At 68.9% G+C, this 23,226-nt stretch carries 29 protein-coding genes; 23 read left to right on the top strand and 6 right to left on the bottom strand.

Translation table 11 applies throughout. The features are described from left to right. The first annotated feature begins 50 nt into the window (after positions 1-50). Positions 51-395 (top strand): histidine triad nucleotide-binding protein, encoded by a 345-nt coding sequence (locus ABQJ54_RS12280; protein WP_367854599.1) that lies wholly within the window; start codon positions 51-53, stop codon positions 393-395. Positions 396-454: 59 nt separating this feature from the next. Here ABQJ54_RS12280 and ABQJ54_RS12275 read toward each other — a convergent pair whose 3' ends face one another. The 6 genes from ABQJ54_RS12275 to ABQJ54_RS12250 form a co-directional block, all read right to left on the bottom strand. Then, positions 455-1,051 carry a Slp family lipoprotein gene (locus ABQJ54_RS12275; protein WP_367854598.1) on the bottom strand — a complete coding sequence of 199 codons (597 nt, stop codon included), beginning with the start codon at positions 1,049-1,051 and terminating at the stop codon, positions 455-457. Between the two features lie 48 nt (positions 1,052-1,099). Next, on the bottom strand, positions 1,100-3,055 hold the full coding sequence (locus ABQJ54_RS12270; protein WP_367854597.1) for a transglutaminase TgpA family protein: 1,956 nt from the start codon (positions 3,053-3,055) through the stop codon (positions 1,100-1,102). Further along, on the bottom strand, positions 3,052-3,999 hold the full coding sequence (locus tag ABQJ54_RS12265; RefSeq protein ID WP_367854596.1) for a DUF58 domain-containing protein: 948 nt from the start codon (positions 3,997-3,999) through the stop codon (positions 3,052-3,054). Before ABQJ54_RS12265 ends, ABQJ54_RS12270 begins: the two co-directional genes overlap by 4 nt. Then, positions 3,999-4,946, bottom strand: a complete 948-nt coding sequence (locus ABQJ54_RS12260; protein WP_367854595.1) for an AAA family ATPase — start codon at positions 4,944-4,946, stop codon at positions 3,999-4,001. The genes ABQJ54_RS12265 and ABQJ54_RS12260 overlap by 1 nt, the downstream gene beginning before the upstream one ends. A 173-nt stretch (positions 4,947-5,119) precedes the next feature. Next, on the bottom strand, positions 5,120-5,710 hold the full coding sequence (locus tag ABQJ54_RS12255) for a Maf family protein (RefSeq protein WP_367854594.1): 591 nt from the start codon (positions 5,708-5,710) through the stop codon (positions 5,120-5,122). Further along, positions 5,707-6,156, bottom strand: a complete 450-nt coding sequence (locus tag ABQJ54_RS12250; protein ID WP_367854593.1) for a hypothetical protein — start codon at positions 6,154-6,156, stop codon at positions 5,707-5,709. The genes ABQJ54_RS12255 and ABQJ54_RS12250 overlap by 4 nt, the downstream gene beginning before the upstream one ends. A 151-nt stretch (positions 6,157-6,307) precedes the next feature. Between ABQJ54_RS12250 and ABQJ54_RS12245 the strand changes: the two genes are divergently transcribed. The 22 genes from ABQJ54_RS12245 (at position 6,308) to ABQJ54_RS12140 (ending at position 23,205) form a co-directional block, all read left to right on the top strand. Then, positions 6,308-6,826: a YceD family protein gene (locus tag ABQJ54_RS12245; protein WP_437343358.1), complete on the top strand. Its 519-nt coding sequence runs from the start codon at positions 6,308-6,310 to the stop codon at positions 6,824-6,826. A 65-nt stretch (positions 6,827-6,891) separates the two neighbouring features. Further along, complete coding sequence (gene rpmF, locus ABQJ54_RS12240; protein WP_367854592.1) at positions 6,892-7,086, top strand: 50S ribosomal protein L32; 195 nt, start codon at positions 6,892-6,894, stop codon at positions 7,084-7,086. Between the two features lie 160 nt (positions 7,087-7,246). Next, a complete protein-coding gene (locus tag ABQJ54_RS12235) occupies positions 7,247-8,221 on the top strand; it encodes a beta-ketoacyl-ACP synthase III (protein WP_367854591.1) in 975 nt (324 codons plus the stop codon). 127 nt (positions 8,222-8,348) lie between these two features. Next, positions 8,349-9,293, top strand: a complete 945-nt coding sequence (gene fabD, locus ABQJ54_RS12230) for an ACP S-malonyltransferase (protein WP_367854590.1) — start codon at positions 8,349-8,351, stop codon at positions 9,291-9,293. A 71-nt stretch (positions 9,294-9,364) separates the two neighbouring features. Beyond that, positions 9,365-9,715 carry an ArsR/SmtB family transcription factor gene (locus ABQJ54_RS12225; protein WP_367854589.1) on the top strand — a complete coding sequence of 117 codons (351 nt, stop codon included), beginning with the start codon at positions 9,365-9,367 and terminating at the stop codon, positions 9,713-9,715. Beyond that, positions 9,699-10,142, top strand: coding sequence for an SRPBCC family protein (locus ABQJ54_RS12220; RefSeq protein ID WP_367854588.1), 444 nt, complete (start codon positions 9,699-9,701; stop codon positions 10,140-10,142). The genes ABQJ54_RS12225 and ABQJ54_RS12220 overlap by 17 nt, the downstream gene beginning before the upstream one ends. 3 nt (positions 10,143-10,145) lie before the next feature. Then, entirely contained in the window at positions 10,146-10,328 is a 183-nt protein-coding gene (locus tag ABQJ54_RS12215) for a hypothetical protein (protein ID WP_367854587.1), read from the top strand. Continuing rightward, positions 10,325-11,134: a DUF899 domain-containing protein gene (locus ABQJ54_RS12210; RefSeq protein ID WP_367854586.1), complete on the top strand. Its 810-nt coding sequence runs from the start codon at positions 10,325-10,327 to the stop codon at positions 11,132-11,134. Before ABQJ54_RS12215 ends, ABQJ54_RS12210 begins: the two co-directional genes overlap by 4 nt. Positions 11,135-11,200: 66 nt before the next feature. Next, the gene (gene fabG, locus ABQJ54_RS12205) at positions 11,201-11,944 is read left to right on the top strand and encodes a 3-oxoacyl-ACP reductase FabG (RefSeq protein ID WP_367854585.1); all 744 of its coding nucleotides are present in this window, start codon (positions 11,201-11,203) and stop codon (positions 11,942-11,944) included. A 291-nt stretch (positions 11,945-12,235) separates the two neighbouring features. Next, a complete protein-coding gene (gene acpP / locus ABQJ54_RS12200; protein ID WP_077483687.1) occupies positions 12,236-12,475 on the top strand; it encodes an acyl carrier protein in 240 nt (79 codons plus the stop codon). Positions 12,476-12,671: 196 nt separating this feature from the next. Continuing rightward, complete coding sequence (gene fabF / locus ABQJ54_RS12195; RefSeq protein ID WP_367854584.1) at positions 12,672-13,910, top strand: beta-ketoacyl-ACP synthase II; 1,239 nt, start codon at positions 12,672-12,674, stop codon at positions 13,908-13,910. A 1-nt stretch (position 13,911) separates the two neighbouring features. Then, positions 13,912-15,264: an aminodeoxychorismate synthase component I gene (locus ABQJ54_RS12190; protein ID WP_367854583.1), complete on the top strand. Its 1,353-nt coding sequence runs from the start codon at positions 13,912-13,914 to the stop codon at positions 15,262-15,264. After that, entirely contained in the window at positions 15,261-16,076 is an 816-nt protein-coding gene (pabC, locus tag ABQJ54_RS12185; RefSeq protein WP_367854582.1) for an aminodeoxychorismate lyase, read from the top strand. The genes ABQJ54_RS12190 and pabC overlap by 4 nt, the downstream gene beginning before the upstream one ends. Continuing rightward, positions 16,073-17,095: an endolytic transglycosylase MltG gene (gene mltG, locus ABQJ54_RS12180; RefSeq protein ID WP_367854581.1), complete on the top strand. Its 1,023-nt coding sequence runs from the start codon at positions 16,073-16,075 to the stop codon at positions 17,093-17,095. Before pabC ends, mltG begins: the two co-directional genes overlap by 4 nt. After that, the gene (gene tmk, locus ABQJ54_RS12175) at positions 17,092-17,727 is read left to right on the top strand and encodes a dTMP kinase (protein WP_367854580.1); all 636 of its coding nucleotides are present in this window, start codon (positions 17,092-17,094) and stop codon (positions 17,725-17,727) included. The genes mltG and tmk overlap by 4 nt, the downstream gene beginning before the upstream one ends. Continuing rightward, the gene (gene holB / locus ABQJ54_RS12170) at positions 17,724-18,659 is read left to right on the top strand and encodes a DNA polymerase III subunit delta' (protein WP_367854579.1); all 936 of its coding nucleotides are present in this window, start codon (positions 17,724-17,726) and stop codon (positions 18,657-18,659) included. The genes tmk and holB overlap by 4 nt, the downstream gene beginning before the upstream one ends. Beyond that, complete coding sequence (locus tag ABQJ54_RS12165) at positions 18,650-19,603, top strand: PIG-L deacetylase family protein (protein ID WP_367854578.1); 954 nt, start codon at positions 18,650-18,652, stop codon at positions 19,601-19,603. The genes holB and ABQJ54_RS12165 overlap by 10 nt, the downstream gene beginning before the upstream one ends. Positions 19,604-19,688: 85 nt before the next feature. Continuing rightward, the gene (locus ABQJ54_RS12160; RefSeq protein ID WP_367854577.1) at positions 19,689-20,042 is read left to right on the top strand and encodes a PilZ domain-containing protein; all 354 of its coding nucleotides are present in this window, start codon (positions 19,689-19,691) and stop codon (positions 20,040-20,042) included. A 252-nt stretch (positions 20,043-20,294) separates the two neighbouring features. Further along, complete coding sequence (ndhC, locus tag ABQJ54_RS12155; protein ID WP_367854576.1) at positions 20,295-20,651, top strand: NADH-quinone oxidoreductase subunit A; 357 nt, start codon at positions 20,295-20,297, stop codon at positions 20,649-20,651. Then, positions 20,642-21,199, top strand: coding sequence for a NuoB/complex I 20 kDa subunit family protein (locus ABQJ54_RS12150; RefSeq protein WP_367854575.1), 558 nt, complete (start codon positions 20,642-20,644; stop codon positions 21,197-21,199). Before ndhC ends, ABQJ54_RS12150 begins: the two co-directional genes overlap by 10 nt. A gap of 13 nt (positions 21,200-21,212) precedes the next feature. Next, a complete protein-coding gene (locus tag ABQJ54_RS12145) occupies positions 21,213-21,944 on the top strand; it encodes an NADH-quinone oxidoreductase subunit C (RefSeq protein ID WP_367854574.1) in 732 nt (243 codons plus the stop codon). Positions 21,945-21,948: 4 nt separating this feature from the next. After that, positions 21,949-23,205: an NADH-quinone oxidoreductase subunit D gene (locus tag ABQJ54_RS12140; protein ID WP_367854573.1), complete on the top strand. Its 1,257-nt coding sequence runs from the start codon at positions 21,949-21,951 to the stop codon at positions 23,203-23,205. Positions 23,206-23,226 lie beyond the last annotated feature (21 nt).

The following is a 23,226-nucleotide window of genomic DNA, read 5'->3' as shown; positions in this document are numbered from 1 at the left end:
GTCAAACGGGCGGCCGTTCCTGGCCGCACTCTTCAAATCAGGACAACGACATGGCCGACACCATCTTCGACAAGATCATCCGGCGCGAGATCCCGGCCGACATCGTCTACGAGGACGAGGAACTGCTGGCTTTCCGCGATGTGAACCCGCAGGCGCCGGTGCACGTGCTGTTCATCCCGAAGAAACCGATCGCGACCTTGAACGACGCCACCGCGGAGGACGCGGCGCTGCTGGGCCGCCTGCTGCTGGCGGCCGCCGACTACGCCAGGCGCGAAGGCTTTGCCGACCAGGGCTATCGCACCGTGGTCAACTGCAACGAGTACGGCGGCCAGACCGTGTTCCACCTGCACCTGCACCTGCTGGCCGGGCGGCACATGCACTGGCCGCCAGGCTGAGGTCCGTTCAAGGCTCCAAAGAAAACGCCGGCCCTGGGCCGGCGTTTTCGATCAGGCGGTCACTTGCCGGCCGGAGGCGGTGCGGGGCGCACCACGATCACGCGCGGGCCACCCCAGTAGCCGCCGCCGTAGCCACCCCAGCCCCACGGCCCCCAGCCCCAGGGGCCGCCCCAGTACGGGTCATAGAAGCCAGGCGGGTAGGCCGTGCCCACGTACACCGGGCGTTTCGGCCACAGATAGACCACGTCGGCCTCCACGCGCGGGTAGGGGTAGTCGTAGTCGCCCACCTTCTGCGTCACCGTGCCGTGGATGGTGCCGGTCACGGTCAGCTCGCGGCCACGGCTGAATACCTCGGGGTCGTAGAAGCCGCTGTGGCAGGCCACGAAGCGGCCCTGGTCGCCGCCCGAGCGGCCCAGTTCCGGCCGGGCCTGGCTGTCCAGCGGGCGCGCCAGGATGTAGAAGCAGGTCTGCTGCTGGCCCGGCTCGGTCTTGATGATCTCGCCACCCCAGCGCACGCGGGTGCCACCGGCGCCGCCCTGCTGGGCGGCAGCGCTGGAGATGACGGTGTAGTTGCCTTGCAGCGGCTGCGGAACGGTCGCGCAGCCACCCAGCAGGGCGATGGCCGCGACTAGCGCGAGGGGACGGTAGAGGGACATGGCGGTTTCTCCATCTATGGATGATTGTGTGCGCAACCCTATCAACGCTTATTTGACCATGCGGACGACAGGAAAATCCCGTACTGCGCGTTGCAACGCGCGCAGGGATTCAATCGTTGGCTCGGGGTGGGCATAGCGCAGCTCAAGGTAGCGGTGCATCAGTTCGATCAGCCTGTCGTGTTGCGCCGGCAGCGCGCGGGCGGCGCGTTGCAGGTAGTCCCGCGGTCCCTCGCCAGCCAGCCGTGCCACGCCGAGCCGCGCCAGCTTGCGTTCCAGCCGGCGCAGGACGGCACGCGCGGCATCTTCCGGTTCGCGCCGCCGCCACACCCAAGCCAGTCCGGCGGCCATGCACAACACGCATCCGATGGCCAGCAGCAGCGCAAGCGTGGAAGTGTCCGCCTCGCGAATGCCGAACGGTTGCAGCAAGCCACGCTGGCGCAGCGCATCGAAGCCATTAACGCTCAGGTTCCACCAGCGGTTGACGATGTCCCAGTGGTTGCGCAGCGACTCCAGCCAGCTGCTCTGGTACCACGGCAACTGGCCGGGTACCGCGGCGGCGGCTCCCTGGCTGATCCGTTGGGGGCGCACCGCGGCGGTGGGGTCGATCCGCACCCAGCCGCGCCCGGCCAGCCATACTTCGCTCCAGGCATGCGCATCGGAGTTGCGCACCAGGAGGTAATGCCCCATCGCGTTCCAGTAGCCGCCCTGGTAGCCGGTGACCACGCGGGCAGGGATGCCGGCGGCGCGCATCAGTACGGTGAAGGCCGACGAATAGTGCTCGCAGAAACCTTCGCGGGTATCGAACAGGAAGTCGTCCATCGCGTCGCGGCCCAGCGGCGCGGGCGCCAGCGTGTAGCGGAAGCCGCCGTCGTGGAACAGCGCAAGCGCGGCCTGGACGATGGCGGCATCGTCGCTGCCGTAACGCGCCCGCCATGAGCGGCCCAGTGCCAGCGTGCGCGGGTTGAAGCCGGCAGGCAGCTGCAGCCAGCGGGCATGGTGCTGGCCGAGCTGCGGTTCCAGCCGGTAGCGGGTGGCGGAATCCAGCGTGTAGTCGCGCAGGCTGTCCACCGGCTTGTCGGCGATCACCACGCGATCGCGGCGCAGGCTTGCATCAGGCGGCGCGGCCAGCGGCACGTCCAGCGTGGGCAGCACGCGTTGCCGGGTCGGCTCCAGGCTGACGTGGTAGCGGATGGTTTGCCCGGCTTCGATCGGTACCGGCGGCTGGTCGGCGACGTCGCGGTAGGTCCAGCTGGCACCGTCGTATTGGCTCATCACGAAGGCGCGGAAATAGCGCCGGTCGGGTGGCGGCGGCGGCCCGTCGAAGCTCACCCGCAGCGCGGGGCTGTCGTCGACCAGCAACCGGGTAAAGCCGGCCGGCGTCATGCGATCGCTGAGGCCGCTGCGCTGTTCGCCGGCATTCGGAGCACCCCACAGCGGCGAGTTCAGCCGCGGCAGCAGCAGGAAGGCCAGCAGCGCCAGCGGCAACGCGGCGGCCAGCAGGCCAAGACCGGGCAGCAGCTCGCGCCACCATCCGGCGGGTGGTGGCCGCCCCGGTTCCAGCGAGCGCAGCGCCGCCAGCGGCGGCAGCAGGCCCAGTGCCACCGCGGCGGTGGTGGTGAGACTCTGGTCGAACAGCAGCGCAGCCATCAGGGTGAAGCAGGCGAAGCTCATGCCCACGCGGGCATCGCGCACGGACTCGGTTTCCAGCAGCTTCATCACCAGGAGGCCAATCGCCAGCGCGGCACCGGGGGCCTGGCCGAACAGATTGCCGTACCAGCCCACGATGGCCAGCAGCAGCACGGCCAGCAACGGCAGTTTCAGCCAGGCCGGCGTGCGTGCGCGACGGCGACGGCGTTGCCACCAGCGCAGGCACAGGATCGGCGCCAGCGTGGCGGTCAACCACCACGGCAGGTGCGGCGCATGCAGTGCCAGCACGACGGCCAGCCCGAACGTGACCAGGTCGAAGCTGCGTGCATCGAGCGGAGTGGCTGCAAGGTTCGTCACGGCAGCACCGCCAACGCACTCATGCAGCGCGCGTAGTGGACCGGGCCACTGCCGATGTCGATGCGCTCGTTCGGCAACTGCAGGCTGTAGCGTCGGCCTTGTGCCTCTGCTTCGCCCAGCCAGCGTGCCAGTCGGGCGATGCGTGCCTCGCGATCCAGCGTGCGCAGGGCGTGCCAATCCAGGCGCCAGGTTTCGCGTGGCTCGGGACGGTCGAAATCCTTCACCAGCAGGTCATGGTGGCGGGCGCTGGCCTTCCATGCGATGTGCCTGGGAGCGTCGCCGCGACGATAGTCGCGCAGCGCGGCCAATTCCTCGCCCGCTTGCGGACGCAGCCGTTCGCGTGCATCGCCCGGCAGCAGCGGTGGCGGACCGGTGGTTTCCGGGCGCGGCCACACCAGCACGGAGTGCTGCGGATGCAACCAGCTCCAGGCGCGAAACATGCCCAGCGGCCAGGTGCTCCACAGCTTGATTCGCGGCAGGGGCTGCCAGCCGCGCCGTGTGGTCGCCAGCCGCAGCCGCAGTTCCGTGGCGCCTTGCAGCGCGAAGGCGAGCGACTCGCCGGCACAGTCCAGGCGCACCGCTTCGCGCGGGCGTTGCGCCGTGAAGTCCAGCACCAGTTCCAGCGCTTCGCCGGCGACGGCGTGGCCGGCGCGGATGCCGCGCAGGCACAGGCCGTCCAGGGTGCGGAACGCGAGCAGCATGCTTGCCGCGGCGGCCGAGCCCAGCATGCAGGTCAGCAGCAGGGCCGCGTTGTTGGCGTAGTTCAGCGCACCGATCAGCATGACCAGCAGCAGTACGCTGAAGCCGAGGCCGAATGCGGTGGGCACGATGTAGATGCGGCGCCGGCCCAGTTCGATCGGCAACGGTTCGGGGCGGCGCAGGCGGGTGAGCGCGGGTAGGCGGCGTTCGGCCCATCGCTGCAGCTCTTGCAGCCGGTCGTACATCAGTCCACCGCCACCTCGGCGAGCAGCTGGCGGGCCAATGCCTCGCCGCCGACGCCGCGCGCGGCCACCAGCCGGTGCGCGGCCAGCGGCACGAACAGCGCCTGCAGGTCTTCCGGCAGCACGTAGGCGCGGCCATCCAGCAGCGCCCAGGCACGGGCCACGGCAAGCAGCGACAGGCCGGCGCGCGGCGACAGCCCCGTGCGGATCTCGGCGTGACGGCGGCTGGCGGCGAGCAGCGCCTGCAGGTAATCGAGCAGGGCGGGGCTGGCGGTGATCGCCTGTGCCCGCCGGCGCAGCGCGAGCAGGGCGGCACCGTCAAGCTGTGGCTTGAGCGTGGCCAGCAGGTCGTGACGGTCGAGACCGGTGAGCAGCTCGCGCTCGGCGGCCGGGTCGGGATAGTCCAGCGACAGCCGCAGCATGAAGCGGTCGAGCTGGGAATCGGGCAGCGGGAAGGTGCCGGCCAGATCCAGCGGATTCTGCGTGGCCACCACGAAGAACGGTTGCGGCAGCGCATGGGTCTGGCCGTCCACGGTGACCTGGCCCTCGGCCATCGCCTCCAGCAGCGCGCTCTGCGTCTTCGGCGTGGCGCGGTTGATCTCGTCGGCCAGCAGCAGGCCGCCGAAGATCGGGCCGGGATGGAAGCGGAACTGGCCGGTCTCGCGCTCGTAGATGCTGACGCCGAGGATGTCCGAGGGCAGCAGGTCGCTGGTGAACTGCACGCGCTGGAATTCCAGTGCGAAGCTGGCGGCCAGCGCGTGCGCCAGCGTGGTCTTGCCCACGCCGGGCACATCTTCCAGCAGCAGGTGGCCGCCGGCGATCAGGCAGGCCAGCGCAAGCTTCACCTGCCGCGCCTTGCCCAGCACCACGCGATTGAGCTGCGCCTCGGCGGCGGCGAGACGCTGGCGCAGTTCGTCGGCGGACGGGGGGGCGGGCAGGGGCTGGCTCATTGATCGGGCTCGCGGCAGTTCGTCGGCAGGTGGCGGTTCGGGGTGGTCGTGTCCGGCGGGTGCGTCCGCCGTCAAGGATGAACCGATCCGGCGCACGCAGCAGGGTTCCAGCGCACAGGTCGCCCCTCGTGTTGCGGGTGCAGGTTAGCGGCAGCTTGCGCGGGCTGTCACTGCTACGGCACGACCACGCCAGCCGTCCGCAGCAGCCTGGCCAGCGCGATCAGCGGCAGGCCGATCAGGGCGCTGGGGTCCTCGCTGTCGATGCGCTCGAACAGGCTGATGCCCAGGCCTTCGCACTTGAAGCTGCCGGCGCAGTCCAGTGGCTGCTCGCGTTCGACATACCGCTCGATTTCCATGGCGTCCAGCGTGCGGAAGTGCACGCGGGTGTGATCGACATGGACCTGCCGGCGACCATCGCGGGTGTCGAGCAGGCACAGCGCGGTATGGAAATGCGCCGTGTGACCGGAGCTGGCGGCGAGCTGGGCACGGGCGTTCGCGGCGCTGCCGGGCTTGTCCAGCTGCGTGCCGTCCAGCTCGGCTACCTGGTCGGAGCCGATCACCAGCGCATCGCCAAGGCCATCGGCGGCTGCCACGGCCTTGGCGACGGCGAGCCGCGCCGCGTGTGCGTCCGGTGCCTCGCCAGGCAGGGCGGTCTCGTCGGTGCCGGGCGCGCGCTGCTCGAAATCTGGCAGCAACCGGCGCAGCAATTCGGCGCGGTAGCGCGAAGTGGAGGCCAGTACGATGCGGGGCGGGGCCGCGTTCATTCGGCGTCGCGGTGGATGTGTTCGCGCATCGCGCTGTCCAGGTCGCGCTGGGCGGCGCTCAACGCCTGCAGCAGCGGTTGCAGGCGATTGCGGCTGGCGCGCATTGCGGCAGCGGTTTCGTCCAGCTCATGCTGGCTGGCCCGGGTGGCGCGGTCGCGGATCCAGATGCGTTGGCGCAACAGAGCCTGCAGTCCGGCGTCAACCGCCTGACGGGCACCTTGCTCGCTGGCGCCAGGCAGGTCGGGGTTGATCGCCATCACCGCATGCGCCTGTGCCAGGCCGGCGCGGCAGCTCTTCAGGTCGGTTTCCAGCCGGTCGGCCAGGTCGAGCAGCTGCTGCAGGTCGGCGGCGCGCCGGTTCTGCCAGCGGCGCGAGGTCAAGGCCCAGGCCGCCGCGATGACCAGCACCAGCAGCGCGAGCACGCCGAGCGTCAGGGAAAGGTTCAAACGGCAAGGCCCCGGATGGAGTGGGCGTGCAGTCTGCCGCAAGCGGGGCGCATCAGGCAAAATGCACGGCCTGGACGGCGGCATGCGGATGACGCAAGCGCTTGATCCGTCTGTTGACTTCGGTCGTTCAGGAATTTACCATTCGCCGATTATGTCCGTGACACTGCCAGAGTCCGTGGACGCTTGGCGCATGGTCTCGGCGCGGCGTTCGTTCGAGGGATCGATGCCCGTGGCCGCGCTGGAGCGCCTGTGCGGCGCGCTGGCCGGCAGCGAGGGCGAAGTGAGCTTTCGGCTGGATTTCGGCCGCGACGAGCTGGGTACGGACTACGTGGATGTCCATGCGCAGGCGCCGCTGACGATGATCTGCCAGCGCACGCTCGAGCCGTTCGTGTTGCCGGTGACGGTGGACAACCGGCTCGGTCTGATCCGGCGGGAGCGCGACGAGGCGGGTTTGCCGCCGGGTTGCGAGCCGCTGCTGGTGGCCGAGGACGGTCGCCTGCATCCGGCGGACGTGATCGAGGACGAGCTGCTGCTGGTCCTGCCGCTGGTGCCGGTGAACCCGGACAGCAGCCTGCCGGATGCCGTCATCGATCGCGGTGCGGCCAGGCCGGGCGATGTTACGGAACAAGAGAACAACCCGTTCGCGGTGTTGCGCGAACTGAAGAAGTAAGCCGGTCGGGGCTTTGCGGTTCCGATCATCAGATATCGAACATCAGGTTCAGTTGGAGAACTACCATGGCCGTTGCCAAGAGCCGCCGTACCCCGTCCACCCGCGGCATGCGTCGCGCGCACGACAAGCTGAAGACCGTGCAGCTGTCCACCGATCCGACCAGCGGCGAGGTGCATCTGCGTCACCACGTCACCGCCGACGGCTACTACCGCGGCAAGAAGGTCATCGAGACCAAGGGCGCGGTGGCGGTCGAGGATTGATCGTCGCGGCGGATTCCCAAGGGAGCCCGCCTGAGCGAACCGACCGGAACGGCGCGGCGACGCGCCGTTTCGCGTTATGGGCTCCGCCATTGTCCCCGGACGGTTGCGCATGCGCCGTCCACGGCGTTCAATGCACGGTTTACGTTTGACGGAAAACGGAATGGCTTCGATCTACTCCCGCATCATCGCCACCGGCAGCGCCTTGCCCGAGCGCGTCGTCAGCAACGCCGATCTGGAGAAGATCGTCGACACCAGCGACGAATGGATCCGCAGCCGCACCGGCATCCGCCAGCGTCACATCGCCGCCGAGGGGCAGACCACCGGCGACCTGGCCTTCCTCGCCGCGCAGCGCGCGCTGGAGGCGGCGGGCGTCAAGGCGTCCGAGCTGGACCTGATCGTGGTGGGCACCACCACGCCCGACATCATCTTCCCGTCCACCGCCTGCCTCGTGCAGCACCGCCTGGGTGCGAACGGCTGCGCGGCATTCGACGTCAACGCCGCCTGCTCGGGCTTCATGTATGCACTCGGCATCGCCGACAAGTTCATCAAGAGCGGCCAGTCGAAGAAGGTGCTGGTGATCGGCGCCGAGACGCTGACCCGCATGATCGACTGGAACGAGCGCGAGACCTGCGTGCTGTTCGGCGACGGCGCCGGCGCGGTGGTGCTGGAGGCCTCCGGCGAGCCCGGCATCCACGCCACCTGCATGCACGCCGATGGCGGCTACAAGGAACTGCTGTGGAACCCGGTCGGCGTTTCCGCCGGTTTCCGCGACGAGCCCAACCACGGTGTGCGCATCAAGATGGCCGGCCGCGAGGTGTTCAAGGTCGCGGTGAAGACGCTGGATTCGCTGGTCGACGAGACCCTGCAGGCCGCCGGCATGCACGAGTCGGACATCGACTGGCTGATCCCGCACCAGGCCAACCTGCGCATCATCGAAGCCACCGCGAAGCGGCTGCAGATGCCGATGGACCGCGTGATCGTCACCGTCGACCAGCACGCCAACACCTCGTCCGGCTCGGTGCCGCTGGCGCTGGATTACGCGGTGCGTTCGGGCAAGGTGCAGCGCGGCCAGAACCTGCTGCTGGAAGCCTTCGGCGGCGGCTTCACCTGGGCGTCGGCGCTGTTGCGCTACTGATTCCGGCACTCCGTCATTGCAGCCGATGCCGCCCGCGGGGTGGCATCGGCTTTTCTGCGGTCGATACCGCTGCGCATGCCGGCCGATGCTGGCACCATGACGGTTTCATTCGAGGGATACCCTGTCCATGAACGCTGCAATGCTTGCTTTCGTCTTCCCCGGCCAGGGTTCGCAATCGGTCGGCATGCTGGCCGAGCTGGCCGCCGCGCATGCAGAAGTGAAGGCGAGCTTCGACGAGGCTTCGCAGGGTGCAGGCGTCGACCTGTGGGCGCTCAGCCAGCAGGGGCCGGAGGAACAGCTCAACCGTACCGAGCACACCCAGCCGGCCCTGCTCGCCGCCAGCGTGGCGGTGTGGCGGGTGTGGGGCAAGCTCGGCGGCGCGCAGCCCGCACAACTGGCCGGCCACAGCCTCGGTGAATACAGCGCGCTGGTCTGCGCCGGTGCCTTGTCGCTGCACGATGCGGCAGCGCTGGTGGCCGAGCGCGGTCGCCTGATGCAGGCGGCGGTGCCTGCGGGCGTGGGTGCGATGGCGGCGATCCTGGGCGGCGACGACGCGCAGATCGCGCAGGTGTGCGAAGAGGTGGCGCAAGGCCAGGTGGTGGCGCCGGCCAACTACAACTCGCCGGGCCAGCTGGTGATCGCGGGCAACACCGAGGCGGTGGACCGCGCGCTGGCGAAGCTGGCCGAGCTGGGCGTGAAGAAGGCGATCAAGCTGGCCGTGTCGGTGCCCTCGCATTGCATGCTGATGCGCGAGGCGGCGGACAGGCTGGACGAGCGCATGGCCTCGCTCAAGTGGCGGTTGCCGGCCATCCCGGTGATCCAGAATGCCGAGGCGAAGAGCTACGCCTCGCTGGACGAGATCCGCGGTGCGCTGCAGCGCCAGCTCTACCTGCCGGTGCGCTGGACCGGATGCGTGCAGGCGCTGGCGGCCGGTGGCGTCACGCGCATCGCCGAGTGCGGTCCGGGCAAGGTGCTGGCCGGCCTGGTCAAGCGCATCGACAAGGGGCTGGAGGCGCGCGCGATCGGCGCGCCGGTCGAACTCGACGCCGCGCTGGCCGACTGGCGCGGCTGAGCGGGAACGCTTTGCGAGAGGGCGCGCTTGACGCGCCTTTTCGTTGGTATATTATTCAACCAAAAGGTTGAATGAATATTGCCGTGTCGAACCTCGATCTCGCCTTTGCCGCGCTCGCCGATCCCACCCGCCGCCGCATCGTGGCGCGGCTGACCCGCGGCGAGTTGCGCGTGACCGACCTCGCGCAGCCGTTCGCGATGTCGCTGAACGCGGTGTCCAAGCACGTCAAGGTGCTGGAGGGCGCGGGCCTGGTGCGCCGCCGTCGCGAGGGTCGCGAGCATTACCTGCGCCTGCGCGCCGCGCCGTTGCGCGAGGTGGCGCGCTGGACCTCGCAATACGAACGCTTCTGGAACCAGCGCCTCGATGCGCTGGGCGCTTTCCTCGACCAGCAGAAGGAGGACGACGATGAAGGGCCGCAATGAATCGGCGATGGGCGGGTTCCGCCTCGAGATACCGCGCAGCTACGACGCTTCGCCGGAGCGGGTGTTCCGCGCCTGGACGGATCCGGCCAGCCTGAAGGCCTGGCTCGCGGAAGGCGGCGACGTGGTGGCGGATCCCCGCCCGGACGGGCTGTTCTATCTCGGCATGATGCATTCGGGCGAGATCCGCCCGCACTACGGCCGCTACCTGCGCGTGGAGCGTCCACGCCTGCTCGAGTTCACCTGGGTGAGCGAGCACACGCATGGCAAGGAATCGGTGGTCACGCTGGAGTTCGCGCCACGCGGCAGCCGGACCGAACTGCGCCTGACCCACGAAGGCCTGCCCGACGAGCGGATGGCGATCGCGCATACCGGGGGCTGGACGTTCTTCCTGGACACGCTGGTAGCGCAACTGTCCGGGGAAGGCTGAGCCATGTGCCCGATCTGCATGAGCGCCGCGGCGATCGCGCTGGCCGGCACGGGATCGGCAGGTGGCCTGGCGACCCTGGTGGCGGCGAAGTTGCATCGCCGTCGCCGGGCGGACGTCGCCAGCGGGGCGGTCAAGCCGATGTCGAAAATCGATCTGCAGCCGGAAAAGGCGGGAGGCAAGTCATGAGCGGCAAACTCGACGGAACGGTGCGCGGGCACCGGCTCGCATCGCGCGAAGAATGGCTCCAGGCGCGCATGGAACTGCTGCGCGAGGAGAAGGCACTGACCCGGCGCGGCGACGAGTTGGCGCGCCAGCGGCAGGCGCTGCCCTGGGTGCGCGTGGACAAGAACTACCGCTTCGGCACCGACGCAGGCGATGCCACGCTGGCGGATCTTTTCAGGGGGCGCTCGCAACTGCTGGTCTACCACTTCATGTTCGGGCCCGACTACACGGCGGGATGCCCGTCCTGTTCGTCGATCGCGGACGGCTTCAACGGTATCGTCACACACTTGGAGAACCACGACGTGGCGTTCACCGCGGTGTCGCGCGCGCCGCTGGCAAAGCTGCAGGCCTACCAGCGACGCATGGGCTGGACGTTTCCCTGGGCATCCGCGAGCGATGGCGATTTCAATTACGACTTCAACGTCGCGATCACCGAGGCACAGCAACAGGCCGGCGGCGTCGAATACAACTACCAGCGCGGCGGTCATCCGATGGCCAAGGCCGAGTACCCGGAGATCGTCCACCAGTTCGCGGCCACCTGCGGCACGGGGGCGGCCACCTATGTGCGCGATCGTCCTGGCATGAGCGCGTTCGTGCTCGAGGACGGCGTGGTCTACCACAGCTATTCCGCCTATGCGCGCGGGCTGGATGGCCTGTGGGGCATGTACCAGTGGCTGGATCGCGCGCCGCTGGGACGCAACGAGGCGACGGGTGCCTGGTGGCGGCGCCACGACGAGTACGCCACCAGGGATGCCAGCTGCTGCCGTTGAGTCAGGTGCGGCAGGAGTCCGTTTCCGTGTAAGGTTCGCGGCTTCGAATCCTGACGGAACACGGTGATGGACAAGACACTGACGGGCGAGATCGCACTGGTGACCGGTGCCAGCCGCGGCATCGGCGCGGCGATCGCGGACGAATTGGCCGCCATGGGCGCCACCGTGATCGGCACGGCGACCAGCGAGGCCGGCGCAACGGCGATCGGCGAGCGCCTGGCCGTGCACGGCGGCCATGGCCGCGTGCTGGACGTGACAGATTCCGCGGCCGTGGAGGCGCTGATCGACGGCATTGCCAAGGAATTCGGTGCGGTGAGCATCCTGGTCAACAACGCTGGCATCACCCGCGACCAGCTGCTGATGCGCATGCCCGAGGCGGACTGGCAGGCCATCCTCGACACCAACCTCAGCTCGGTCTACCGCACCTCCAAGGCGGTGATGCGCGGCATGATGAAGGCGCGCAAGGGCCGCATCATCTCGATCGCCTCGGTGATCGGCCTGACCGGCAACCCCGGCCAGTCCAACTACGCGGCGGCCAAGGCCGGCATCATCGCGTTCTCCAAGTCGCTGGCGCGCGAGATCGGTTCGCGCGGCATCACCGTGAACGTGGTGGCGCCCGGCTTCATCGACACCGACATGACGCGCGCGCTGCCGGAGTCGGCGAAGGAGAGCCTGCTGAACCAGATCGCGCTGGGCCGCCTTGGCGAGGCGAGTGACATCGCCAAGGCGGTGGGTTTCCTCGCGTCGCCGGCCGCGGCCTACATCAGCGGCGAGACGCTGCACGTCAACGGCGGCATGTATATGCCTTGAGCCGGTCCGATGTCTCCGCGGACCATGTGGAGACACCGGACCGACTCCGGGCAGGCATGCCGGGTTGGCGCGGCAGTTTCAAACGCTGCGCCGTCCATACGGCGACGCATGCCGAAAGAGTCGCGCATTGCCGCGTTTTCGGCGACAATTGCGCTTTCGCGTCGGCCGGAGGCCGGCGTTGCGACATAGCGGCGGATGCATGGCGGCCTTGCGGCTTAGCCACTACAATCCGCCGGTCCTGTCGGCCGCGGGCCGGCGTACAACACAATTCCCCGTGGGAGGTTTGGCAACATGAGCACCATCGAAGAGCGCGTCAAGAAGATCGTCGTCGAGCAGCTGGGCGTGAAAGAGGATGAAGTCACGGCGAATGCCTCGTTCGTGGACGACCTGGGCGCCGACTCGCTCGACACCGTCGAGCTGGTGATGGCCCTCGAGGAAGAGTTCGAGACCGAGATTCCGGACGAGGACGCCGAGAAGATCACCACCGTGCAGCAGGCCGTTGACTACATCAAGGCCCACACCAAGGAATGATCGAGCGGTGGCAGGACGGCGCGAAGCGCTGCTGCCCACGTAGCGATACCGGAAGCTGCGCCGACATGGCGCAGTTTTCGTTTCTGCAATCTGCAACGTCCGATCCCGTATGGTGTGCGGCGGCGTCGGGCATCCGCGATTTGCGGGCAATGGCCGTACGACGGCCGTTCCCTCCGAGACACGAAGGAACAACAGCATGAGCAAGCGACGCGTGGTAGTGACCGGCATGGGCATCATCTCGCCGGTCGGCAACGATCTGGTCACCGCCTGGGACAACATCCTCAAGGGCGTCAGCGGCATCGTGCCGGTCACCCACTTCGATGCAACCGCGTATGCCACCCGCATCGCCGGCCAGGTGAAGGGCTTCGAGCCGACGCAGTGGGTGTCGCCCAAGGACGTCAAGAAGATGGATCCCTTCATCCAGTACGGCATCGCCGCGGGCACCCAGGCGCTGCGCGATTCCGGGCTGGAAGTGACCGAGGCCAACGCGCCGCGCATCGGCGTGGCGGTGGGCGCCGGCATCGGCGGCCTGAACACCATCGAAGACACCTCGATCGAACTGCACGAGAAGGGCCCGCGCCGCGTGTCGCCGTTCTTCGTGCCCAGCTCGATCATCAACATGGTCTCGGGCTACCTGTCGATCATCTTCGGCATCAAGGGCCCGAACGTTGCCTGCGTCACCGCCTGCACCACGGCCACGCACAACATCGGCCTGGCCGCGCGCATGATCCAGTACGGCGACGCCGACGCGATGATCGCCGGCGGCGCCGAGTTCGCCACCACCGGCACCGCGATGGCGGGTTTCTGCTCGGCCAAGGCCATGTCCACCCGCAACGACGAGCCGACCAAGGCCAGCCGTCCGTGGGACAAGGACCGCGACGGCTTCGTGCTGTCCGACGGCGCCGGCGTGCTGGTGCTGGAGGAGTATGAGCATGCGAAGGCACGCGGCGCGCGCATCTATGCCGAGCTGGTCGGCTTCGGCATGAGCGGCGACGCCTACCACATCACCGCGCCCAGCGAAGGTGGCGAGGGCGCGGCGCGCTGCATGGAGAACGCGCTGAAGGACGGCGGCATCAACCCGTCCGAAGTGCAGTACATCAATGCGCACGGCACCTCGACGCCGCTGGGCGACCTCGGCGAGGTGCTGGCCGCCAAGCGCGTGTTCGGCGACCACGCCTACACGCTGGCGATGAGCTCGACCAAGTCGGTCACCGGCCATCTGCTCGGCGCGGCCGGCGGCGTGGAGGCGATCTTCAGCATCCTCGCGATGCGCGACCAGGTGCTGCCGCCCACGGTCAACCTCGATGAACCGGGCGAGGGCTGCGACCTCGACTTCGTGCCGCACACCGCGCGCGAAGCGAAGCTGGACCTGGTGATCTCCAACTCCTTCGGCTTCGGCGGCACCAACGGCACGCTGGCGTTCCGTCGCGTTTGACGTGACGTCGCTTCATCGCCGTACTCTGCACGGCCGGCGCGACCTGCTCGCGCCGGCCGCTGCATTTCCGCAGCGCTATCCCTGCGTGCTCGAAAGCGTCCTGCACGGCACGCCGCAGGCGCGCTTCGATATCCTGTTCGCGTTTCCGCAGGACAGCCTCATGCTCGTGGCGGACGGTGGCGTGCGCAATGCCGCCGGCGATGTCGTTGGTGTGCATTTTCTCGATGCACTGGATGTCGCCTGGCAGGCCGCGCGTCTGCCGCGCGAGGACGACGGCCTGCCGTTCCACGGCGGCTGGGCGCTGCTGCTGGGCTACGAACTCGCGGGCGAGATCGAACCGAGGCTGCAACTGCGCATCGATGCAAGGCTGCCGGCGGCGCTGGCCCTGCGCTGCCCGGCAGCCGCGATCGTCGACCATGCGCGCGGCTGCACCGTGCTGGTGGCCGAGGCGGGCAGTGAGCACCTGCTCGATGCATTGGCGGCGGATCTGGACGTGGTGGCGGCGATTCCCTCGCTCCTGCCGCCCGAGCATCTGGCCGAAGACGAGCCGCGACATTTCCTCGACGGCGTGGCACGCATCCATGAACACCTGCAGGCGGGCGACATCTTCCAGGTGAACCTGTCGCGCGCGTGGCATGCGCATTACGCGCAGGCACCTGCGCCGGCGGCGCTGCATGCCGCGTTGCGCCGTGCCAATCCCGCGCCGTTTGCCGGCCTGCTGCAGCAGCCCGGCTGGGCGATCGCCAGTTCCTCGCCGGAGCGGCTGGTGGAAGTGCGCGCCGGCATGGCGCAAACGCGCCCCATTGCCGGCACCCGCCCGCGCACTGTTGGCGACGACGACCTGGCGCGCATCCGCGAGCTCGCCGCGCACCCCAAGGAGCGCGCCGAGCACGTGATGCTGATCGACCTCGAGCGCAACGACCTCGGCCGCGTCTGCGTGCCCGGCACGGTCGAGGTAGACGAGCTGATGACGGTGGAGAGCTACGCCCACGTGCATCACATCGTCTCCAACGTGCGCGGCCGCCTGCGCGCGGGCGTGACGCCGGGGCAGGTGATCGCCGCGGTGTTCCCCGGCGGCACCATCACCGGCTGCCCCAAGGTGCGTTGCATGGAGATCATCGCCGCGCTGGAGGACGCGCCACGCGGTGCCTACACCGGCGCGCTGGGTTACCTCGACCGCAGCGGCGACCTCGACCTCAACATCCTGATCCGCACGCTGACGCTTGCCGGCGACACGGTGAGCCTGCGCGCGGGCGCCGGCATCGTGGCCGATTCGGTGGCGGAGCGGGAGCTGGAGGAGACGCGCGCCAAGGCGCGTGGCCTGCTGCGCGCGCTGGGGGCGGCGGACGCATGATGCTGGTCGACGGTCAGCCGCAGGATGTCGTCTCCGCGCTCGATCGCGGCCTGCTGTACGGCGATGGCCTGTTCGAGACAGTTCGTTTCGTGGGCGCCGTCGCACCGCTGTGGTCGCGGCACATGCAGCGGCTGGCACGCAGCTGCGAACGCCTGCGCCTGCCGATCCCCGATCCCGGGCTGCTGTGGCGCGAGGCCCAGGCAGTGAGTGGCGGCTTGGCGCATGCGGTGCTGCGCATCACGCTCACCCGCGGCGTGGGCGAACGCGGCTATGCAATGCCGGCAGCAGCGCGGGTCACCCGCATCGTGGCGGCGTTTCCCGTGCCGGCGCCGGATGCAACGCTGTATCGCGACGGCGTACGCCTGCACCTGTGCGGGACGCGCCTCGCCGAGCAGCCGCGGCTGGCCGGCATCAAGCATCTCAACCGGTTGGAGCAGGTACTGGCGCGCGCCGAGTGGAACGATCCGGCGGTCGCCGAAGGCCTGCTGTGCGATGCATGCGGCAACGTGATTTCGGCCACCGCGGCGAATCTGTTCGCAGTGCTCGATGGCGTGCCAGTGACACCTGCGCTGGAGCGCTGCGGCGTGGCCGGCGTATTGCGCGCCGAGTTGCTGGAGGCACTGCCGCGGGTCGAGGTGCGTGATCTGCCTCTGCATGAGTGCCTGCAGGCCGGCGAACTCTTCCTTAGCTCCAGCGTTCGCGGCATCCTGCCGGTTCAGGCCGTGGGTACCAAGATGTTTGCCCCCGGCCCGGTGGCCCGCGCGATGCAGGCGCATTGGCGCGGACTCGGCTTTCCGATGGAGCAGGCATGACCCGCAAGACGTGGCGCAACTCGATCCTGGTTTTGCTGCTGGCGCTGACTGGCGTCGTGCTCTGGGGCTGGCGCGATTTCAGCCGCTTCAGCGGTGCGCCGCTGCACGTTTCCGCAGCGGGCGAAAGCGTCGACATCGGCCGCGGCAGCAGCTTCAAGGAGATCGTGCGCCAGCTGCGCGACCAGGACCTGAGCACGGCCTCGCCGTTGTACTGGCGCCTGCTGGCCGTGCAGATGCGCGTGGCCGGCCGGTTGCACGCGGGCGAGTACGCCACGCCGGCCGGCATCACCCCGCGCCAGCTGCTCGCCAACATGGCGGCGGGCAGGGTGCTGCAACGCAACTTCACCATCGTCGACGGCTGGACCTTCCGCGAGCTGCTCGCGGCACTGGACAAGGCGGAGAAGCTCAAGCACGAGACCGCCGGCCTCGACCATGCCGCGATCATGCAGAGGATCGGTGCGGCAGGTGAACAGCCGGAGGGGCGTTTCCTGCCCGAGACCTATGCCTACGTGAAAGGCGACAGCGACCTGGACATCCTGAAACGCGCGCATGTGGCGATGGCCAGGACCCTGGACGAGCTGTGGCCGGGCCGCGACAAGGACCTGCCGCTGGCCACGCCTTACGATGCGCTGATCCTCGCCTCGATCGTGGAGAAGGAAACCGGCCGCGCTGACGAGCGCGCGAAGATCGCCGGGGTGTTCGTGCGTCGCCTCGAGAACCACATGCTGCTGCAGACCGACCCCACCGTGATCTACGGCATGGGCGAGAGCTACCAGGGCAAGATCCACAAGGTCGACCTCACCACCGACACGCCGTACAACACCTATACCCGGCCGGGCCTGCCGCCCACGCCGATCGCGCTGCCCGGCAAGCCCGCGATCATGGCGGCGCTGCATCCCGAGCCCGGCACCGCGCTGTATTTCGTGGCGCGCGGCGATGGCACCCACGTGTTCGCCGATACCCTGGCCGAGCAGAGCCGCAACGTGGCCTGCTACCAGTTGAAGAAGTGCAGCCAATGACCGGACGCGGCCGTTTCATCACGCTGGAAGGCGGCGAGGGCGCGGGCAAGAGCACCTTGCTGGCGGGCCTGCGCGCGCACCTGGAAAGCCGCGGCGTCGACCTGCTGCTCACCCGCGAGCCGGGGGGCACCGTGCTGGGCGAGGCGGTGCGCGCGATCGTGCTCGATCCGGCGCGGCACGAACTCTGTGCCGAGAGCGAATTGCTGCTGATGTTCGCTTCGCGCGCACAACTGGTGCGCGAGACGATGGCCCCGGCCCTGGCTGCGGGGCGCTGGGTGCTGTGCGACCGCTACGTGGACGCCAGCTATGCCTACCAGGGCGGCGGCCGTGGCCAGCCAGCCGAACGCATCGCCGCGCTGGAGCAATGGGCCTGTGCCGGACTGGAGCCCGACCTTACCCTGCTGCTCGATCTGCCGGTGACCACCGGCCGTGCCCGTGCCGCGGGCCGCGGCGCGGCGGATCGCATCGAAGTCGAGGCCGACGGCTTCTTCGAACGTGTGCGCGCCGCGTATCGCGCACGCGCTGCGGCCGAGCCGCAACGTTTCCGTGTGATCGACGCCAGCCGATCGCCTGAAGCGGTGCTACGTGATGCCATAGCTGCCACCGCGTATCTGTTCGGAGCGACAGCATGAACGCGATGCCCTGGCACGCGGCGGACTGGGCACGGCTGCAGGCGCGCCGGCAGCGCGATGCCTTGCCGCATGCACTGCTGCTGTGTGGCCCGGCCGGGCTGGGCAAGCGCGCGTTCGCGCAGCGTTTCGTGCGCGGCCTGCTGTGCGAGCGTGCGCAGGACGGCGAGGCCTGCGGGCAGTGCCGCAGCTGCTTGTTGCTGGATGCGGGCACGCATCCCGACGTGGTCACGCTCAGCTTCGGCCTGCGCAAGGACGGTACGCCGCGCACCGAGATCGTGATCGAGCAGATCCGCGAGCTGTCCGCACGGCTGGCGATGAGCAGCCAGTTCGGCGGCTGGCAGGTGGCGCTGATCGACCCGGCCGACGCGATGAATGCGGCGGCGGCGAACGCGCTGCTGAAGACGCTGGAGGAGCCGGCGGGGCGGACCCTGCTGGTCCTGCTGGCCGATGCGCCCTGGCGCCTGCCGCAGACGATACGCAGCCGCTGCCAACGCATCGAATTCGCGGTGCCTGCGGTTGGCGAGGCGCGGGCCTGGCTGGAAGGGCAGGGCGTAGCGCAGGCGCAGACGGCGCTGGAGGCGGCGCTGGGCAATCCCGGTCTGGCCCTGGCCTGGGCACAGGAGGGTGCGCTGGAGCGCCGCGTCGAGGTGCGGCGCGATCTGGCCGCGCTGGCCGCCGGTCGCGGCCAGGTCACGGAGATGGCGCGGCGCTGGCTGGACGACGCAGCCGCACAGCGCCTGTGGTTCGCCGCGCAGGCCGCGGCCGACGAACGGCGCGCCCAGGCGATGCAGGCCGCGGCGCCGCTCGCCAGCGCGATGGATGGCGAGGCGCTGGGGCACTGGTACGACGCCGCCAACCGTACCCGCGATGCCTTGCGCGGCCCATTGCGCGGCGACCTGCTGCTGCTGGAATTGCTGGCGCAATGGCGCTGACGGCCGCGCCGGGGGCGTCGTCACTGCCGCCTTTCACGGCGCAGACCCGCCTGCTGGTGGTGGCGCCGCACCCCGACGACGAGACGATCGCGAACGGCCTGCTGATCCAGCGCGTGCGCGCAGCCGGCGGCACGGTGCAGGTGCTGCTGCTCACCGATGGCGACAACAATCCCTGGCCGCAGCGCTGGCTGGAGCGGCGCTGGTCCATCCGCGCGGCCGAACGCGAGCGCTGGGGCCGGCGCCGCCGTGCCGAGCTGCAGGAAGCGCTGTGCCGGCTGGATGTGCCGGCCGCGGCACTGCGGGCGCTGGGCTGGCCGGACATGGGCGTGCTCGACTGCCTGCTGCAGCCGGAGCAGGAGGCGCTGGCCGGGCTGGCGGCGGCATTGGGTGACTTCGCCCCCGACCTGGTCGCCGTCCCGGCATTGGGCGACCGTCACCCCGACCACGGTGCGGCCCACGTGCTGGTGCGCATGGCGCTGGCCAGGCTGGGCCGTTCGCCGTTGCTGCTGGACTACCTGGTCCATGGCCGCAGCGACGGTCTGCCGACGTTCGAGCAGGCGGGTACGCCTGCACAACTGGCTACCAAGCAGCACGCGCTGGCAGCCTATGGCACCCAGCTGGCCTTGAGCGGCCGACGCTTGCGCCAGCTGGCCGGACGCCCCGAGTGTCATGCGCAGCCGGTGCCTGTGCCTGCCGGCTCGGACCGCCCCCTGCCTTGGCGACCATCGCCCCTGCTGTGGCCGCGCCTGCGACTGACGACGGCCAGCAGCTCCGGCCAGGCGCGGCAGTGGTCGTGGCGGACCGCTCCCCTGCGGCGCGACGGGCAGGGGGGCTGGCGACTGGAGTGGCCGGAGGCGCAGGCGGGTGATGCCTGTTTCGCACGGTTGTCGCTGGCGTTGCCGTCGCCGTGGATTTTCGACCACTGGGGCTGGCACGAAGTGTGAGCTGGTGCTTTGCGTGCTGCGCCATGGTGGTTAGCATGGGTGGCCGCCGCCGTACCGGTTGCCGAGACGCCGCCCAGGAGCCCGCATGAATCCCGTCGCCGCCCGCCAGGGCATCATCTCGCTGAAGATCAGGGACGCCGCCTCGTTGTACAACGCCTACATGCCGTTCCTGCGCAACGGCGGCCTGTTCGCGCCCACTGCCCAGCCCTATGCGCTGGGCGACGAGGTGGTGCTGCTGGTGAGCCTGGCCGACGAGAGTGAGCGACTGTCGGTGGTGGGCAAGGTGGTGTGGATCTGCCCGCCTGGCGCCCAAGGCAATCGCACCGCGGGCATCGGCATCCATTTCAACGATTCGCCGGATGCCGAAGTGGCGCGTCAGCGCATCGAGAACATGCTCGCCGGCGTGCTCAATTCCGAGCGGCACACCCACACGATGTGACGGTGATGTGATGCGCCGCGCATGAGTGGTTTCATGCCCGACCGGCGCTCGTCAAGCTGTTGTGGTGTCCGCATGCGCTGATACAATGCGCCGGTTCACGACCCCCGTATCGTGGAGAGTCGGACGCCCGTGGTTGTCACCAGACGCGAGCGTGGCCGCAAGGCCCGTGGTCTTCATGGCCTGCCGAAAAGAATTGCCGGACCGTCGCCCCACGGTCACTGATGCGTCGATGGCGCGGAGGTAGGTTGCATCGTGATAGCCGAATACTGGCCTGTATTGCTGTTCATCGTCCTGGCCGCCGGCCTCGGCCTCGTGTTGCTGGCGGTCGGCATGCTTGCCGGCCCGCGCCGTCCCGAAGCGGAGAAATTTGCGCCCTACGAGTGCGGCTTCGAGGCGTTCGAGGATGCACGCGCGCGCTTCGACGTGCGCTACTACCTGCTAGCGATCCTGTTCATCATCTTCGATCTGGAAATCGCCTTCCTGTTTCCCTGGGCGGTGGTGTTCAAGCAGATCGGCATCGTGGCGCTGATCGAGATGGCGCTGTTCCTGCTGCTGCTGGTGGTCGGTTTCGCCTACGTCTGGAAGAAGGGAGCACTGGAATGGGAGTGATCTCCTCCATCGACAAGGTGATGCACAACCCGCAGCCGCTGGACGTCGTGGACGACATCCTGCGCCCGGCCGGCGACAACCCGGTGGTGCAGCGCGGCTTCGCCACCACCAGCGTCGACGCGCTGATGAACTGGGCGCGTACCGGCTCGATGTGGCCGATGACCTTCGGCCTGGCCTGCTGCGCGGTGGAGATGATGCACGCCGGCGCCGCGCGCCTCGACCTCGACCGCTACGGCGTGATCTTCCGTCCGTCGCCGCGCCAGAGCGACGTGATGATCGTGGCCGGCACCCTGGTCAACAAGATGGCCCCCGCGCTGCGCAAGGTCTACGACCAGATGCCCGAGCCGAAGTGGGTGATCTCGATGGGCAGTTGCGCAAACGGTGGCGGTTACTACCACTACTCCTATTCCGTGGTGCGCGGCTGCGACCGCATCGTGCCGGTGGACATCTACGTGCCGGGCTGCCCGCCCACGGCCGAAGCGCTGATCCACGGCATCCTGCAGTTGCAGAAGAAGATCCGCCGCACCAGTACCATCGCCCGCGGCTGAGGCACGAGCCATCATGACCGATACTCCAAAGACCTCGCTGGCCGAGCGCCTTGCCGCGCGGTTCGGCGACACGCTGAAGATCAGCGTCGTGCGCAACGAAACCACCGCTGAATTGGCTGCCGCCGACCTGCTCGCCGTGGCCACCGCGCTGCGCGACGAGCCGGGTTTCCGTTTCAGCGAGCTGGTCGACGTGTGCGGCGTCGACTACCTCGGCTACGGCCAGGTCGAGTGGGACACCACCGACGTCACCAGCACCGGCTTCTCGCGCGGCGTGGAAGGCGAGGCGATGGGCCGCTTCGACTGGGCCGACCGTCCGCGTGGCGCGAGCCAGCCGCGCCGTTTTGCCGCGGTGATCCACCTGCTCTCGATCGAGCACAACCAGCGCCTGCGCCTGCGCGTGTTCTGCGACGACGACAGCCTGCCGCTGTTGCCATCGGTGACCGGCATCTGGCCGGGCTCGAACTGGTTCGAGCGCGAGGCGTTCGACCTCTACGGCATCATCTTCGACGGCCACCCGGACCTGCGCCGCATCCTCACCGACTACGGCTTCGTGGGACACCCGTTCCGCAAGGACTTCCCGCTGATCGGCAACGTCGAGGTGCGCTACGACCCCGAGCAGAAGCGCGTGGTGTACGAACCCGTGACGTCGGTGGTGCCGCGCGTGCTGGTGCCGCGCGTGATCCGCGACGACGCCGACCTCATGCAGGCGAAGGCCGAAGCCGCCGACGACTGGCGCAGGAACTGATTCGATGGCCCAGGAAATCCGCAACTACACGATGAACTTCGGCCCGCAGCATCCCGCTGCGCACGGCGTGCTGCGCCTGGTGCTGGAGATGGACGGCGAGACCATCGTCCGCGCCGACCCGCACATCGGCCTGCTCCACCGCGGTACCGAGAAGCTGGCCGAGTCCAAGCCGTTCAACCAGTCGATCGGCTACATGGACCGCCTCGACTACGTGTCGATGATGTGCAACGAGCACGCCTACGTGAAGGCGATCGAGACCCTGCTGGGGATCGAGGCGCCGGAGCGCGCGCAGTACATCCGCACGATGTTCGACGAGATCACCCGCATCCTGAACCACCTGATGTGGGTCGGCTCGAACGCGCTCGACCTCGGTGCGATGGCGGTGTTCCTGTACGCGTTCCGCGAGCGCGAGGAACTGATGGACGTCTACGAGGCGGTGTCGGGCGCGCGCATGCACGCGACCTACTATCGCCCGGGCGGTGTCTACCGCGACCTGCCGGCGCAGATGTCGCAGTACCGCGAGTCGCCGTGGCACAAGGGCAAGGACCTGAAGCGCCTGAACAGCTGGCGCGAAGGCTCGATGCTCGACTTCCTCGACGCCTTCACCGACGACTTCCCGAGCAAGGTGGACGAGTACGAGGAACTGCTCACCACCAACCGCATCTGGAAGCAGCGCACGGTCGGCATCGGCGTGATCTCGCCGGAGCAGGCGCAGGCCTGGGGCATGACCGGCGCGATGATCCGCGGCTCGGGCATCGCCTGGGACCTGCGCAAGAAGCAGCCCTACGCGAAGTACGCCGAGATGGATTTCGACATCCCGGTGGGCGTCAACGGCGACTGCTACGACCGCTATCTGGTGCGCGTCGAGGAGATGCGCCAGTCCAACCGCATCATCAAGCAGTGCGTGAAGTGGCTGAGGGCCAACCCCGGCCCGGTGATGGTGGACAACTACAAGGTCGCCCCGCCGAAACGCGAGGAGATGAAGGAGAGCATGGAAGCGCTCATCCACCACTTCAAGCTGTTCACCGAAGGCTACGGCGTGCCGGCCGGCGAGACCTATGCCGCGGTCGAGGCGCCGAAGGGCGAGTTCGGCTGCTACCTCGTCTCCGACGGCGCCAACAAGCCGTTCCGCGTGCACCTGCGCGCGCCCGGCTTCGCCCACCTGTCCTCGATCGACCCCATCGTGCGCGGGCACATGCTGCCCGACGTGGTGGCGATGATCGGCACCTACGACCTCGTGTTCGGCGAAGTGGATCGCTGAGCCGGCACGACGGAGAAACGC

This window comes from Rhodanobacter lycopersici (genome assembly GCF_040812335.1).
GTDB lineage: Bacteria > Pseudomonadota > Gammaproteobacteria > Xanthomonadales > Rhodanobacteraceae > Rhodanobacter_A > Rhodanobacter_A lycopersici.
This window is presented reverse-complemented; position numbering and strand designations above follow the sequence as displayed.

Bases quoted from the DNA above. Each gene is read 5' to 3' on its own strand.
- ABQJ54_RS12280 (WP_367854599.1), top strand. From the start codon at position 51: ATGGCCGACACCATCTTCGACAAGATCATCCGGCGCGAGATCCCGGCC.
- ABQJ54_RS12275 (WP_367854598.1), bottom strand. From the start codon at position 1,051: ATGTCCCTCTACCGTCCCCTCGCGCTAGTCGCGGCCATCGCCCTGCTG.
- ABQJ54_RS12265 (WP_367854596.1), bottom strand. From the start codon at position 3,999: ATGTACGACCGGCTGCAAGAGCTGCAGCGATGGGCCGAACGCCGCCTA.
- ABQJ54_RS12260 (WP_367854595.1), bottom strand. From the start codon at position 4,946: ATGAGCCAGCCCCTGCCCGCCCCCCCGTCCGCCGACGAACTGCGCCAG.
- ABQJ54_RS12255 (WP_367854594.1), bottom strand. From the start codon at position 5,710: ATGAACGCGGCCCCGCCCCGCATCGTACTGGCCTCCACTTCGCGCTAC.
- ABQJ54_RS12245 (WP_437343358.1), top strand. From the start codon at position 6,308: ATGTCCGTGACACTGCCAGAGTCCGTGGACGCTTGGCGCATGGTCTCG.
- rpmF (WP_367854592.1), top strand. From the start codon at position 6,892: ATGGCCGTTGCCAAGAGCCGCCGTACCCCGTCCACCCGCGGCATGCGT.
- ABQJ54_RS12235 (WP_367854591.1), top strand. From the start codon at position 7,247: ATGGCTTCGATCTACTCCCGCATCATCGCCACCGGCAGCGCCTTGCCC.
- fabD (WP_367854590.1), top strand. From the start codon at position 8,349: ATGAACGCTGCAATGCTTGCTTTCGTCTTCCCCGGCCAGGGTTCGCAA.
- ABQJ54_RS12225 (WP_367854589.1), top strand. From the start codon at position 9,365: ATGAATATTGCCGTGTCGAACCTCGATCTCGCCTTTGCCGCGCTCGCC.
- ABQJ54_RS12220 (WP_367854588.1), top strand. From the start codon at position 9,699: ATGAAGGGCCGCAATGAATCGGCGATGGGCGGGTTCCGCCTCGAGATA.
- ABQJ54_RS12215 (WP_367854587.1), top strand. From the start codon at position 10,146: ATGTGCCCGATCTGCATGAGCGCCGCGGCGATCGCGCTGGCCGGCACG.
- ABQJ54_RS12210 (WP_367854586.1), top strand. From the start codon at position 10,325: ATGAGCGGCAAACTCGACGGAACGGTGCGCGGGCACCGGCTCGCATCG.
- fabG (WP_367854585.1), top strand. From the start codon at position 11,201: ATGGACAAGACACTGACGGGCGAGATCGCACTGGTGACCGGTGCCAGC.
- acpP (WP_077483687.1), top strand. From the start codon at position 12,236: ATGAGCACCATCGAAGAGCGCGTCAAGAAGATCGTCGTCGAGCAGCTG.
- fabF (WP_367854584.1), top strand. From the start codon at position 12,672: ATGAGCAAGCGACGCGTGGTAGTGACCGGCATGGGCATCATCTCGCCG.
- pabC (WP_367854582.1), top strand. From the start codon at position 15,261: ATGATGCTGGTCGACGGTCAGCCGCAGGATGTCGTCTCCGCGCTCGAT.
- mltG (WP_367854581.1), top strand. From the start codon at position 16,073: ATGACCCGCAAGACGTGGCGCAACTCGATCCTGGTTTTGCTGCTGGCG.
- tmk (WP_367854580.1), top strand. From the start codon at position 17,092: ATGACCGGACGCGGCCGTTTCATCACGCTGGAAGGCGGCGAGGGCGCG.
- holB (WP_367854579.1), top strand. From the start codon at position 17,724: ATGAACGCGATGCCCTGGCACGCGGCGGACTGGGCACGGCTGCAGGCG.
- ABQJ54_RS12165 (WP_367854578.1), top strand. From the start codon at position 18,650: ATGGCGCTGACGGCCGCGCCGGGGGCGTCGTCACTGCCGCCTTTCACG.
- ABQJ54_RS12160 (WP_367854577.1), top strand. From the start codon at position 19,689: ATGAATCCCGTCGCCGCCCGCCAGGGCATCATCTCGCTGAAGATCAGG.
- ABQJ54_RS12150 (WP_367854575.1), top strand. From the start codon at position 20,642: ATGGGAGTGATCTCCTCCATCGACAAGGTGATGCACAACCCGCAGCCG.
- ABQJ54_RS12145 (WP_367854574.1), top strand. From the start codon at position 21,213: ATGACCGATACTCCAAAGACCTCGCTGGCCGAGCGCCTTGCCGCGCGG.
- ABQJ54_RS12140 (WP_367854573.1), top strand. From the start codon at position 21,949: ATGGCCCAGGAAATCCGCAACTACACGATGAACTTCGGCCCGCAGCAT.